This window comes from Haloleucobacter albus (genome assembly GCF_052492075.1).
Genome location: NZ_JBQWAS010000018.1, coordinates 46,013 through 58,564 on the forward strand (window position 1 = coordinate 46,013; position 12,552 = coordinate 58,564).

The window sequence follows — 12,552 nt, forward strand, 5'->3', positions numbered from 1 at the left end:
TTCTCCTGGGGCCGCCCCTTGGCACACACTTGCACAGACTGTTTCCGCCCATTGCTATCGCATCATTTTTGTTGCAATGCAGCAATAATGAGTGCTGCGCAGCATTATGCTGGCGGAATGATGGACTTCATTTCGTCCGCACGGATACACTCGCTGCGTTGCAAATGCGTCAGGGCGCGAGGAGCACAAAATGAAACGGGTCAAAGTCGGCAATCTGGAATTTGCCTGGCGTGAGTGGGGGCGCGGCGATGTAACTGTGCTCTTCATTCATGGCAATCTTGCCAGCAAGGACTGGATCGAGTTGGCGGCCCCCCATTTTGCGAAAGGCATCCGTACCATTGCGGTGGATTGGCGCGGCTGCGGTGATAGCGACAAGCCCGCCCCCCTGCCGGATTTCTCCAATTATTCCATAGCGCGCCACGCCGACGACATGCTGGGTGTTCTGGATGCGCTGGATGTGCCCTTCTGCCATCTGGCCACCCACTCCACCGGCGGTATCATTTCCAGCCGGATGCTGTTGAAGCAGCCCGAACGCTTTGGACGGGTTCTGGCTCTGGATCCTGTCGCACCGCAAAGCTTCATCTTCCCGCCCGACAAGGCTGCCTTTTTCGGACAGATGAAGATGAGCAAAACTCTCACGCGCCAGGTCATGGCCATGACCGCGATCAGCCTTTTTGAGCCCCAAAGCCTGACATCCGGCGCCGCTCGTCTGCGCCCGGATGTCGGCGCACGTGCCGGGCTGTTTGAAAAAATTGTCGATCAGGCTTTTTCAGTCTCCGATGGCATCTGGTTCGGCACGCCTTATGCTCTCACCGTGGAAGCGCGCACCGGCTGGTTGAAAGCGCATATGAACCAGCTCCATCACCCGCATCTCGTCTTGTGGGGCATGAAGGATAACCTCATCGAGGAAACGGACCTGCGCTATATGGCCAGCCATATGCCCGATTGCCGCCTCGTGACCGTACCCGGCGTGGGCCATTCCATGAATCTGGAAGCTCCAGAGCTGTTCGCCGGACATTACAATGCCTGGTTCGGTGGCCTGCCCCGTTAATAGACAGAAGAACGGACACGATTGTTATAAATGCGCGATATTCTCATCTTCCGTAACGGCAGATGACATGCTGTCTCTGGTATTCCGGCTCAAGAAATGCCATTGCTGTGTGGTATCCGGCGGAGGCAATGCTTCCGCCGATCTCCCAAGGTGGGCAGGCGCGCGCAGACGCGCCACCTGGAAACAAAACCGTAAGTGCACGCGATAGCGGCTGCTTAAACTGAGTTGCCGCCGTGCCTTCCGGGAGGGCACATGACCGATATTGCCACGCGCGTCTATAACCACACCTGGAAGATAGACCCCATCGTGCGCTCGGTGCTCGACACCGATTTTTACAAACTCCTGATGGGACAGATGATTTTTCATCGCCATCGGGAAACGCGCGTCACCTTCGGCATCCATAACCGCACCACGCGCGTGCGGGTGGCTGATATTGTCGATATCGGAGAGTTGCGCGAACAACTGGATCATGTGCGTACGCTCTCTCTCAGCCGGGGAGAGTCCACCTGGCTGCGTGGCAACATGTTCTATGGCAAACGCCAGATGTTCTCGCCGGAATATATCGCCTGGCTAGAGAATTTTCGTTTTCCTGCCTACCACCTTGAAGCATATGACGGCCAGTATGAGCTGACCTTCGAGGGGCCATGGGTGGAAACAACCATGTGGGAAATTCCCGCCCTGGCCATCATCAATGAGCTGCGCTCGCGCGCCGTGCTCAGAAGTCTTGGCAAATTTGAGCTGCAAATTCTCTATGCGCGCGCCATGGCGCGGGTGTGGGAGAAGGTAGAGTTCCTTCGCACCCTCGGGCCCATCAATATCGCAGATTTTGGTACCCGCCGCCGTCACGGCTATCTCTGGCAGGACTGGTGCGTACAAGCGCTGATAGAGGGGCTGGGCGATGGCTTCATGGGCACATCCAATTGCCTCATGGCCATGCAGCGAGAGGTGGAGGCCACAGGCACCAATGCCCATGAGCTGCCCATGGTTTACGCCGCTCTCTCACAAGATGAAGCAACCCTGCGCTATTCTCCCTACAAGGTGCTGGAGGACTGGCAGCAAGATTATGATGGCAACCTGAAAATCATTCTGCCCGACACCTATGGCACCACCGGCTTTCTGGAACAGGCGCCAGATTGGGTAGCGCAGTGGACCGGCATGAGAATTGACAGCAAAGACCCACTGGAAGGTGGAGAAGAAGCTATTCGCTGGTGGCAGACCAGAGGGCAGGACCCACGCCAGAAGCTTCTCATTTTTTCCGATGCACTGGATGTGAACGAGGTGGCGCGCATCAATCAGGCCTTTGAGGGGCGCATCCGTCTCGGCTTCGGCTGGGGCACATTGCTGACCAATGATTTTCGCAGCCTTGTGCCCGATGGGGCTCTGGACCCCATTTCAATTGTCTGCAAGGTGGTTTCAGCTGATGGTCGCCCGGCTGTGAAAATTTCGGACAACCCCACAAAGGCCATGGGACCGGCTGAAGAAGTGCAACGTTACATGCGCGTCTTCGGCATCGGAAAGATGACCGCCCGCCCGCAAATGGTCTGAAGGCACAGGCCCACTGCCCGTCCGGCGATTGCAGTGGGCTATGCTATATGCCCCTCTCAGTGGCCGGCGAAGCTGACAAGGCTGCGCATTGGCACATTCAAGGCCTCCAGCCGCTTGTCGCCACCCAAATCCGGCAGCTCCACCACAAAGCAGGCTCCTTCTACAACAGCGCCACACCGGCGCAGCAGTTTTACAGCCCCTTCTGCGGTGCCGCCCGTGGCCAGAAGATCATCCACGAGAAGCACACGTTCACCGGGCTTGATGGCGTCCACATGCATCTCGATTTCGTCCTGGCCATATTCCAGCGTATAGGCCATGCGCACGGTTTCATGTGGCAGCTTGCCCTTCTTGCGAATGGGCACAAAGCCGGATGAAAGCTGGTGCGCCACGGCGCCACCCAAAATGAAGCCCCGCGCCTCTATACCTGCAACCTTGTCAATCTTCGCGCCCGCCCAAGGCTGCACCAATTCATCGACAGCGCGGCGAAAAGCTCTGGCATCACTCAGCAATGTCGTGATGTCGCGGAAGATGATGCCCGGCTGCGGATAATCGGGAATCGCCCGGATTGTCGCGGCAAATTCATTTTGCGTCATCTGCTTCCTTTCCGAGCTGAGCCCCTGTCCCAGGGGCGCCCTTCATGAACCGTTCGGCCTTGGGCGGCTGTGAAAACAGCCATGAAAAAAGGGCCCGCAGGCCCTTTGATCTGTTTATTCCAGCTCTGCCCCAAGCACAGCCCAGAACCGGAAACCGGCTCAAGCGGTGGCCGAGAACCAGCCGGCCGCATCAGTGCGCGACGTTCTTCCAGATCTTCTTCTTCGTGAAGTAGAGAAGACCGGCCAGCACGATGAGGAAGATCATCACCTGGAAACCAATGCGCTTGCGCGTTTCCAGATGCGGCTCCGCCACCCACATCAGGAAGGCGGACACGTCCTGAGAGTACTGCTCGACCGTCATGGGCGAACCATCTGTATATTCTACCAGCTCATCGCTGAGCGGGGCAGGCATCGCGATCTGATTGCCCGCAAAATACAGATTGTAGTGCAGACCGGGCTGCACCGTCACACCTTCAGGCGCATCCTCATATCCGGTCAACAGGGCGTGGATATAGTCCACACCATGCTCCTGATACTGAATGAACGCATCGGTGATGAAGCCCGGAAAGCCCACATGGTAGGAGCGTGCCTTGGCGATCACCGAAAGATCCGGCGGCAGAGCGCCACCATTGGATGCGCGCGCGGCCTGTTCATTCGGGAAGGGGGCCGGCCAGTGATCCGAGAGGCGCGCAGGCCGCTCGAACATGTCACCGGCATCATCCGGCCCATCCTGCACCTGATACTCGCTGGCAATCTGCTTGGCCTGATCCTCGGTGAAACCGGGGCCGCCGGGCTGGGCAAGATTGCGGAAGGCGAGAAAATCGGCGGAGTGACAGGAGGAGCAAACCTCCTTGAACACCTTGAATCCACGCTGGAGCTGGGCCTGATCGTACATGCCGAACGGGCCGGCGAAGGACCATTCCATGCGTTCAGGGCCGTGACCGCCTCCCGCCGCCTGGGCGGAGAGCCCCGGTGCGGCTGCCAGAAGCGCCGCACCAGCCACACCGAAGAGAATCTTACGAATATTCATCTGCTTCTCTCCGCACCGGCTCACTTCGTCTCCGGGGCGGCTGCCCCTGCGACTACGGTTGCCCCACCCTTGGACCGGGCCAGAACCGCATCATTGATGGAGGCCGGCATGGGCCTCGGCTTCTCGATGAAGCCCAGCAACGGCAAGATCACCAGGAAGTGGACGAAATAATAGACCGAGAAGATCCGCGACAGGATCACATAGATGCCTTCCGCCGGCATGGCACCCAGATAACCAAGGCCCACGGCCACGATGGCGAAGATCCAGAAGAAGACACGATACAGCGGGCGATAGCGCGCCGAACGTACCTTCGAGGTATCCAGCCAAGGCAGGAACGCCAGCACCACGATGGCCGAGAACATGGCCAGCACGCCGCCCAGCTTGTCCGGCACCGCGCGCAGAATGGCGTAGAAGGGCAGGAAGTACCATTCAGGCACGATATGCGCCGGCGTCGACATCGGATTGGCCGGGATATAGTTGTCCGAATGCCCCATATAATTGGGGATGTAGAAGATGAACCATGAGAAGAAGATCAGGAACACCACAATGGCGAAGATATCCTTCATCGTCGCATAGGGCGTGAAGGGAACGGTGTCCTTCTTCATGTCCTTCACGTCGATACCGTCAGGATTGCCCTGACCCACATGGTGCAGCGCCCAGATATGCAGGCCAACCACGCCGGCAATCATGAAGGGCACGAGATAATGCAGGGCGAAGAAGCGGTTCAGCGTGGGATCACCCACTGAATAACCACCCCACAGCCATTCCACGATCACCGGGCCCACCACCGGAATGGCGGAGAACAGGTTGGTAATCACGGTGGCGCCCCAGAAGGACATCTGGCCCCATGGCAGCACATAGCCCATGAAGGCGGTCGCCATCATCAGCAGGTAGATGATGAGGCCGAGAATCCACAACACCTCACGCGGGGCCTTGTAGGACCCGTAATAGAGGCCGCGGAAAATGTGGATATAGACCGCGATGAAGAACATCGAGGCCCCGTTGGCGTGGATATAGCGCAGCAGCCAGCCATAGCTCACATCACGCATGATGTGCTCGACCCGGGCAAAAGACACCGGGGCGTAAGCCACATAATGCATGGCCAGCACGATACCCGACACGATCTGACAGACCAGCATGAAGCTGAGGATCGCGCCAAAGGTCCAGAGATAATTGAGGTTCTTCGGCACCGGGTAAGCGATGGCCGAAGAATGAACCAACCCCACGATCGGCAGACGGCTTTCAAACCACTGCGCAACCTTGCCCTTGGGCTCGTAGGTTGAGTGTCCTTCCATGGGTCCAACCTTTTATTGATTTAAGGCGACGCGCGCGCGTCAGCCGATCACGATCGAGGTGTCGCTGACAAAGTTATAAGGCGGCAGCTCAAGATTGAGCGGGGCCGGCCCCTGGCGAATACGCCCGGAGGTGTCATAGACCGAGCCATGGCACGGGCAGAACCAGCCGCCATAAGCCCCCTGATGACCGAGCGGCACACATCCCAGATGCGTGCAAATACCGATCACCACCAGCCACTCATCCTTGCCTTCCTTCACGCGCTCGGCGTCGGACTGCGGATCGGGCAGCTTGGCGACATCCACTTCACGCGCGGCCTCGATTTCCTTGGCCGAGCGGTGGAACACGAAAATGGGCTTACCGCGCCACTGCACGGTAATCATCTGCCCTTCCGAAACAGGCGAGAGATCCACCTCGGTGGTGGAGAGCGCCAGCACGGAGGCGTCGGGCTGCATCTGCGACACGAAGGGCCACACCATGCCCGCGACACCAACCGCGCCCACTGCGCCCGTCGCGATGTAAAGAAAATCCCGACGCGAAGTCTGAGGAGTCTGCGAGGTCTGCGAATGTGCCACGGCGTAAATTCCTGATCCTGATCGTCCGCCCATTCGCGCACCCAGCGCGACACCACAGCTGCGGGGCCGAACGGGCGCGAATATGGCGGCTCTGTGAAGCCTAAGTCGCCACCTTCGAGGGCCTCTAATTGCACCCTCTCCCCATCTTGTCCAGATCATGGCGATGCGGCAGGGCGTCATTTAGCATACAGAGTTTGGCTTATCCCCGCCCGGAAAAGGGCGTTCAGCCGGATACAGGATATGATTCTCGCTCTCTATTGCCCCGATATCGCCCAGAATGCGGGCACCTGTCTGCGCACCGGCGCATGCCTTGGGGTGCCCGTGCATATCATTGAGCCGGCAGGCTTTCCGGTCGGAAACGCCAGCTTCCGCAGGGCCGGAATGGACTATATCGACACTGTGGACTGGCACCGTCACGACAGCTTCGAGGCTTTTGAAAGCTGGCGCAGCAAGGCTTCGGGGCGACTTGTGCTCTTCACCACCACGGGAGGGCAGCCTTATACGAATTTTTCGTTCCGGCCGGATGATATTCTCCTGTTTGGGCGGGAATCGGCCGGCGTGCCGAATTCTGTCCATGCTGTGGCGGATGCGCGGCTGCTCATTCCCATGCAGCCGGGCCAGCGCTCACTGAATGTGGCAGTCAGCGCGGCGATGGCTCTGGGCGAGGCCCTGCGACAGACTGACGCTTTTCCCTCTCCCCTTCCGTAGATACCACCATCCGGGAGTTGATCCCGCCCCACGCCGGATTTGCCTTTCCCGCTCGGGCGCGACACAAAGCAGACTGCGCTTTTGGAAACGCGCGCCCACCGGAACAGGAATGTCATGACAGCCGCGACGCAGACCCCCGAAGCAGAACCCCAGCCGGCGACCTCCATCTCCAGCGCCGTTCTGGAACAGCGCAAGGCGACAGCCCGCGCCTGGTTCGAGGATCTGCAACAGCGCATCATCTCCGCTTTCGAAACGCTGGAAGACGAGGCGGACCCGGCCCTTTATGGTCAACAGGCCGGACGCTTCGAGCCTCGCGCCTGGCAGCGTACAGACCATAGCGGCCAGCCCGGCGGCGGCGGCACCATGGCGCTGATGCGCGGACGGCTGTTTGAAAAGGTGGGCGTGCACACTTCTACCGTTTTCGGGGAGTTTGCGCCTGAATTCCGGGGCCAGATTCCCGGCGCGAGTGAAGATCCGCGTTTCTGGGCTTCCGGCATTTCCCTCATTGCCCATATGACGAATCCGCATGTGCCTGCCGTGCACATGAACACGCGGTTTGTGGTGACCAGCAAGGCCTGGTTCGGCGGCGGGGCGGATCTCACCCCCGTGCTGAGCGCCCGACGCACCCAGGTGGACAAGGATACGGTGGCCTTCCACGAGGCCATGCATGCTGCCTGCGCGCCTCACAAGGTGGCGGATTATCCGCGCTACAAAAAATGGTGCGACGACTATTTTTTCCTGAAGCACCGCAATGAGATGCGCGGTACCGGCGGTATTTTTTATGATTATCTGGACAGCGCCCGCGATGGCAAAGGCACATGGGAGGAGGATTTCGCCTTCACCCGTGATGTCGGCCTTGCTTTTCTGGATATCTACCCCCGCCTTGTGCGCGCCAACATGCACACACCCTGGAATGAGCAGGAGCGTGAAGAGCAGCTTGTCCGCCGTGGCCGCTATGTGGAATTCAACCTGCTGTATGATCGCGGCACCGTGTTTGGCCTGAAAACGGGCGGCAATGTTGATTCCATCCTCTCCTCCATGCCACCCGTGGTGAAATGGCCCTGAGGCGAAAACACATCCCGGCCTTGTGTCTTGCCTTTTCCGGCGGGGGCCCCAACTCTTGAGCCGTCAAGGCCCGACGCTTTGGGGCAAGGCTTGTTGGTCTTGTGATCGTGGCGTCACCAAACCCGGCTATGGCTCCTTGCGACATCAACGGGCCCAGCCCCATCCGGGAGTGACCAATCATGGCGTTTGAACCGGGAGAAGTTGTCCAGCTCAAGTCTGGCAGCCCTGCTCTCACCGTTGTTGCGGTGGAAGGCAGCCATGCCAGCGTTGTGTGGTACAGCGACGATATCGCCGAATTCCGCACCCACACCATCCCCACCATCGCTCTGGAAACGCTCGATCTCACCGAATTCGATGACGACGACGATGACGATGATTCCGATGCCGATGATTCCGATGCGGATGAGGACTGAACGTTCCGTTCCACGGTACGGATAACGTGAAAAGCTGAAGGCAAAGGCGGTGGACACAAGTGCCATCGCCTTTTTCATTGCCAGCATGTCATTGAAACCATCAACCGGGCGCAGATACCCGCTCCGGCGACATGGACAGATTCGCCAGCTCCTGCGCGACAAGCCGCGCCAGTACGTCTGGAGCCATGGGGAAATCCGCCTCGACCCAGGCTTGCTCCACCTGCTTCAGCGCCCGCCCCAGATCCGGCCCAGGCTTCAGGCCCTGCGCCATCAAATCTGCTGCGGTGACAGGCAGGCGCGGGCGCACCCAATCTCCCGCCTCATGAAACGCCTCCCTGAGATGCCGGAGTGTGCTTTCCGTCGCATCAAAGCGCGCGGCGGCCAGCAAGGCCCTGTCTTGCGCGGCCTGTTGCCCCACCGCATAAAAAAAGGCCCGTCGGGCTGAGGCCCCAGCAAGATCCGGCACAGGGCCAGCCATTTCGTCCAGTTGCCGGGCCTCGGTATTGGAGAGCCTCAGCCGCTCCCGCAGGCGCAGAGCATCTGCCCGTGTCCACAGGGCCAGCGCGCCCAGATGGCGCATCGCATCCGCCTTGGCCCCCCATTCCGTTTCCAGTGTCACCAGCCGGCGCAGCCGCGCCAATGCGCCTATACCCCCCAGAAGGGGCTGCAACAGCCCGCTGTCACTCATGGTCTGCAATGTTGAAACCGCGCCACGCGCGATCAGCAGCTTGCGCATTTCCGCGCCCACCCGCTCTCGGGATAATCGCACCAGCCCGGCGCGCTCATGCTCACAGGCGCGCAGTGCCGTCACATCCACCGCACCAGCGCCATAGGTGGCGTGAAAACGGAACAGGCGCAGAATACGCAAATAATCTTCCCGAATGCGCTCATGCGCATCCCCAATAAAGCGCACATGCCGGGAAGGAATATCCGCAAGACCGCCAACAAGATCCCTCACCGTACCATCAGGGGTAGCGTAAAGCGCATTGATGGTGAAATCCCGCCGCGCAGCATCCCGCGCCCAATCCCGGCCGAACACCACCTCGGCATGGCGACCATCGGTCTGCGCATCCTCGCGCAGGGTGGTGACTTCATAGGGCGTGTGCTCCACCACCACGGTGATGGTGCCATGGGCAAGGCCGGTAGGCACGGCCTTCATGCCCGCAGCCGTGGTGCGCCGCACCACCTCCTGCGGCAAGGCTGTGGTGGCGATATCCACATCCGCAACCTCAAGGCCCATCAGCGCATTGCGCACAGCGCCCCCCACCACGCGGGCTTCCTCGCCATCGCGGTTCAGAAGAGCCAGCAACCGCCCCAGCCCCGGACGCGCCCAGAAAGCCGCATCCGCCAGCATGCCAGGCACAATCCGGCCCTGATCTGTCATGCTCATTCAAAACGCCCCGGAATGAAGACGCCATCCCGCACTTCAGCCGGCACATAGCGGGTGCCGGCCGGGGCGCTGTTGCCGCTCTCAAACAGCATCAGCCCGCCCACCATCAGGGCCAGCGCCACAACGCCCAGAAACGCCAGTACGCGCGGAGACCAGTGCGCCGGCACCACGGAACCCTTCGTGGCCAGAAGCAGCGCGCCATACAGCACGAAGGGTGTGAGAAACAGGGTGGTTTGCAACAGAATCTGACGCCACATCAGGCATAAACCCGTTCATAAAGATTACGCAGCATTCCGGCTGTCACCCCCCAGATGAACCGCCCTTCATAGGGCATGGCATAATAATGGCGCAGCGTACCCTGCCATTCACGCGAGTGGCGCTCATGATTGGCCGGCGTCATCAGGAATTTCAGCGGCACTTCAAACACCTCATCCACTTCGGAAGGGTTGGGCGTGAGTGTGCAGGCAGGGTTCACCAGCCCCACCACCGGCACGATCCAGTAGCCGGTGGATGACAGATAGCCTTCCATATAGCCAAGCGAACGGATGAAACGGGCCTCCAGCCCCACCTCTTCCCACGCTTCGCGGAAGGCGGCATCCTGTTCATCACGATCCTCCGGGTCCATCCGGCCACCGGGAAAGGCCACCTGCCCGGCATGGTGGGACAGATGCGCCGAACGCAAGGTCAGCAGAACCGTCGGCTCTGGCCGCGCCATGATGGGCACCAGAACAGCAGCCTTGCGCGGCATATTCGCCGGCGCACCCTGCCCCGGAAGGGGAGATATGGCGTGATCTCCGTTCAGCCGGTGAAAGGCATCCGGCGAATAGGGCGGCGGCGGCGTATGGGAGAGATGCGTGTGAGCGCGCGACAGGAAATCCGCAAGGGCGGAACCTTCAGGCGCGTTCAGCCACATCTCATCCTCCGGCGCGGGCAGATTATCCCGCACCGCGCTCATCCCGCCCCCACCGGGCCAGCATCCACTCCGGTCAGCCGGTCCAACTCCGCCGCCGGCATGATGGGGAAGAACAGGCTGCCGGAGGCAACGCCGAACATGCCGACGCCCTCCACATCGCGCACCTCACCACGGGCGACGAGATCGAAAGCCGTGGCGCGGGTCAGCCGGGCTTCCAGCCCGTTACGCACCAGCACATAGGGACGAAACTCACCCGGCGCGCCGCCGGGCGCAAAGCGCATCGGGTTTTCCGGCCCGCAGCGCACCACATCGTCCAGATTGGTGCGGAACACCAGTACAGGCCCCTCCGCCCCCTCCTCCACCGCCAGCTCAACGGCCAGAAACGGGGCATCCTCCACCTGAATCCCGATTTTCTCCACCGGCGTCTTGAGCACATATCGCTCACCCTCACGCGCCAGAACGGAGGCGAACAGACGCACCAGCGCCTGACGACCAATGGGGCTGCCCATATAGTACCAGCGGCCATCGGCCGCGATCCGCAAATCCATCTCACCGCAATCCGGCGGATTCCACAGATGAACCGGAGCCGGGCCGCGCGTACCCGCCGCCTGCACCGCCGCCATCAGCGCATCAAGGCGCGAAGGCGCCGCTTCGGTTTGTTCTGTCGTGTGTTCTTCGCCAGATACAGCAACCATGAAACCAACCATCCACATGAAGGGCCTGCTGGCGCGCCATTGTGCAACCAGACAGGCGGCATCAACTTGTCTTCAACACCATCGTACGCATTCTTGGTGGCCGGGGCGAGGCCAACGGCCTTATCTGAAGAGAGAAAACCGGCGCGGGAACGAACAGGGCGTGATATTGCCGCTTTTGGCGACGAGCCTGCCCATTCCGCCCCATGGCCCCGGCCATGATACAGATTACAGCAAGGAGAAGGCCTGATGGTGCCTGCCGGCGAGACTCATGACACCGATCAGAAGCTGATCCGCGATGCACAGGCCGCCACGGATGCCATGCAGAAGGCCCATGCGGCCATTGGCGAGATCATCTTCGGGCAGGATGATGTTGTGGAACAGGCGCTTGTCACCCTTCTTTCCGGCGGCCATGCGCTGCTGGTGGGCGTGCCGGGCCTGGCCAAGACCAAGCTGGTGGAAACGCTGGGCACCGTGCTGGGGCTGGACAGCCGGCGCGTGCAGTTCACGCCGGACCTGATGCCATCCGACATTCTGGGCTCTGAGGTGCTGGAGGAAGGCGAGGATGGCCGCCGCCATTTCCGCTTCATTCAGGGCCCGGTCTTCACCCGCCTGCTCATGGCCGATGAAATCAACCGCGCCTCGCCGCGCACCCAGTCCGCCCTGCTGCAATCCATGCAGGAATATCACGTCACGGTGGCCGGTGTGCGCCATGATCTGCCGCGCCCCTTCCATGTGCTGGCCACACAGAACCCGCTGGAGCAGGAAGGCACCTACCCCCTGCCGGAAGCTCAGCTTGATCGTTTCATGATGCAGATCGACGTGGATTATCCCGACAGGGCAGCTGAAAAGCGCATCCTGTTCGCCACCACCGGAGCGCAGGAACGCAAGGCCGAACCGGCGCTGGATGTGAACGGGTTGATGGAGATTCAGCAATTCGTGCGCCGCATGCCGGTGGGTGAATCGGTGGTGGAGGCCATTCTCACCCTTGTACGCTCGGCCCGCCCCGGCGAAGAAAACCCCGAACAAAAACTGATCGCCTGGGGCCCCGGCCCGCGCGCCAGCCAGGCGCTGATGCTGGCGGTGCGCGCCCGCGCCCTGCTGGACGGGCGTTTCGCACCCTCCGTGGATGATGTGATCGCGCTCGCCGCCCCGGTGCTGAAGCACCGTATGGCGCTGTCCTTCGCGGCCCGTGCGGAGGGTGGAAACGTCAATACCATCATCCACCGCCTCGCCGCCCGGCTGGGCTGAAGCAACGCCTGAGACCCTGAGAAGAGAGCACGC

The 12,552-nt window shown here is 60.8% G+C and carries 14 protein-coding genes; 6 read left to right on the forward strand and 8 right to left on the reverse strand.

The window, feature by feature from the left end:
• The first annotated feature begins 190 nt into the window (after positions 1-190).
• Complete coding sequence (locus ACT6QH_RS03030; RefSeq protein WP_444973336.1) at positions 191-1,051, forward strand: alpha/beta fold hydrolase; 861 nt, start codon at positions 191-193, stop codon at positions 1,049-1,051.
• Between the two features lie 252 nt (positions 1,052-1,303).
• Positions 1,304-2,596, forward strand: a complete 1,293-nt coding sequence (gene pncB, locus ACT6QH_RS03035) for a nicotinate phosphoribosyltransferase (protein WP_444973337.1) — start codon at positions 1,304-1,306, stop codon at positions 2,594-2,596.
• Positions 2,597-2,652: 56 nt separating this feature from the next.
• Here pncB and ACT6QH_RS03040 read toward each other — a convergent pair whose 3' ends face one another.
• The 4 genes from ACT6QH_RS03040 to petA all read right to left on the reverse strand — a co-directional run bounded on the left by ACT6QH_RS03040 (position 2,653) and on the right by petA (position 6,120).
• The gene (locus tag ACT6QH_RS03040; RefSeq protein ID WP_444973338.1) at positions 2,653-3,189 is read right to left on the reverse strand and encodes an adenine phosphoribosyltransferase; all 537 of its coding nucleotides are present in this window, start codon (positions 3,187-3,189) and stop codon (positions 2,653-2,655) included.
• Between the two features lie 190 nt (positions 3,190-3,379).
• Entirely contained in the window at positions 3,380-4,219 is an 840-nt protein-coding gene (locus ACT6QH_RS03045; protein ID WP_444973339.1) for a cytochrome c1, read from the reverse strand.
• A gap of 20 nt (positions 4,220-4,239) precedes the next feature.
• Positions 4,240-5,514 (reverse strand): cytochrome b, encoded by a 1,275-nt coding sequence (locus tag ACT6QH_RS03050; protein WP_444973340.1) that lies wholly within the window; start codon positions 5,512-5,514, stop codon positions 4,240-4,242.
• Between the two features lie 39 nt (positions 5,515-5,553).
• Positions 5,554-6,120 carry a ubiquinol-cytochrome c reductase iron-sulfur subunit gene (gene petA, locus ACT6QH_RS03055; RefSeq protein WP_444973341.1) on the reverse strand — a complete coding sequence of 189 codons (567 nt, stop codon included), beginning with the start codon at positions 6,118-6,120 and terminating at the stop codon, positions 5,554-5,556.
• A 207-nt stretch (positions 6,121-6,327) separates the two neighbouring features.
• Here petA and ACT6QH_RS03060 point away from each other — a divergent pair, with 207 nt between their 5' ends.
• From ACT6QH_RS03060 to ACT6QH_RS03070, 3 genes are all read left to right on the forward strand, one after another.
• Positions 6,328-6,795 carry a tRNA (cytidine(34)-2'-O)-methyltransferase gene (locus tag ACT6QH_RS03060; protein ID WP_444973342.1) on the forward strand — a complete coding sequence of 156 codons (468 nt, stop codon included), beginning with the start codon at positions 6,328-6,330 and terminating at the stop codon, positions 6,793-6,795.
• 114 nt (positions 6,796-6,909) lie between these two features.
• Complete coding sequence (gene hemF, locus ACT6QH_RS03065; protein ID WP_444973343.1) at positions 6,910-7,860, forward strand: oxygen-dependent coproporphyrinogen oxidase; 951 nt, start codon at positions 6,910-6,912, stop codon at positions 7,858-7,860.
• A gap of 179 nt (positions 7,861-8,039) precedes the next feature.
• Positions 8,040-8,273 (forward strand): YodC family protein, encoded by a 234-nt coding sequence (locus ACT6QH_RS03070; protein WP_444973344.1) that lies wholly within the window; start codon positions 8,040-8,042, stop codon positions 8,271-8,273.
• Between the two features lie 100 nt (positions 8,274-8,373).
• Here ACT6QH_RS03070 and ACT6QH_RS03075 read toward each other — a convergent pair whose 3' ends face one another.
• From ACT6QH_RS03075 to ACT6QH_RS03090, 4 genes are read right to left on the reverse strand one after another with little or no spacing between them, the layout of a single operon-like run.
• Positions 8,374-9,657, reverse strand: a complete 1,284-nt coding sequence (locus tag ACT6QH_RS03075; RefSeq protein ID WP_444973398.1) for a CCA tRNA nucleotidyltransferase — start codon at positions 9,655-9,657, stop codon at positions 8,374-8,376.
• A 2-nt stretch (positions 9,658-9,659) separates the two neighbouring features.
• On the reverse strand, positions 9,660-9,920 hold the full coding sequence (locus ACT6QH_RS03080) for a DUF6111 family protein (RefSeq protein WP_444973345.1): 261 nt from the start codon (positions 9,918-9,920) through the stop codon (positions 9,660-9,662).
• Positions 9,920-10,576 carry a CoA pyrophosphatase gene (locus ACT6QH_RS03085; RefSeq protein WP_444973399.1) on the reverse strand — a complete coding sequence of 219 codons (657 nt, stop codon included), beginning with the start codon at positions 10,574-10,576 and terminating at the stop codon, positions 9,920-9,922. The genes ACT6QH_RS03080 and ACT6QH_RS03085 overlap by 1 nt, the downstream gene beginning before the upstream one ends.
• A 38-nt stretch (positions 10,577-10,614) precedes the next feature.
• Positions 10,615-11,271, reverse strand: coding sequence for a DUF1285 domain-containing protein (locus ACT6QH_RS03090; RefSeq protein WP_444973346.1), 657 nt, complete (start codon positions 11,269-11,271; stop codon positions 10,615-10,617).
• Between the two features lie 246 nt (positions 11,272-11,517).
• Between ACT6QH_RS03090 and ACT6QH_RS03095 the strand changes: the two genes are divergently transcribed.
• Positions 11,518-12,519, forward strand: a complete 1,002-nt coding sequence (locus ACT6QH_RS03095) for an AAA family ATPase (RefSeq protein ID WP_444973347.1) — start codon at positions 11,518-11,520, stop codon at positions 12,517-12,519.
• Positions 12,520-12,552: the final 33 nt, after the last annotated feature.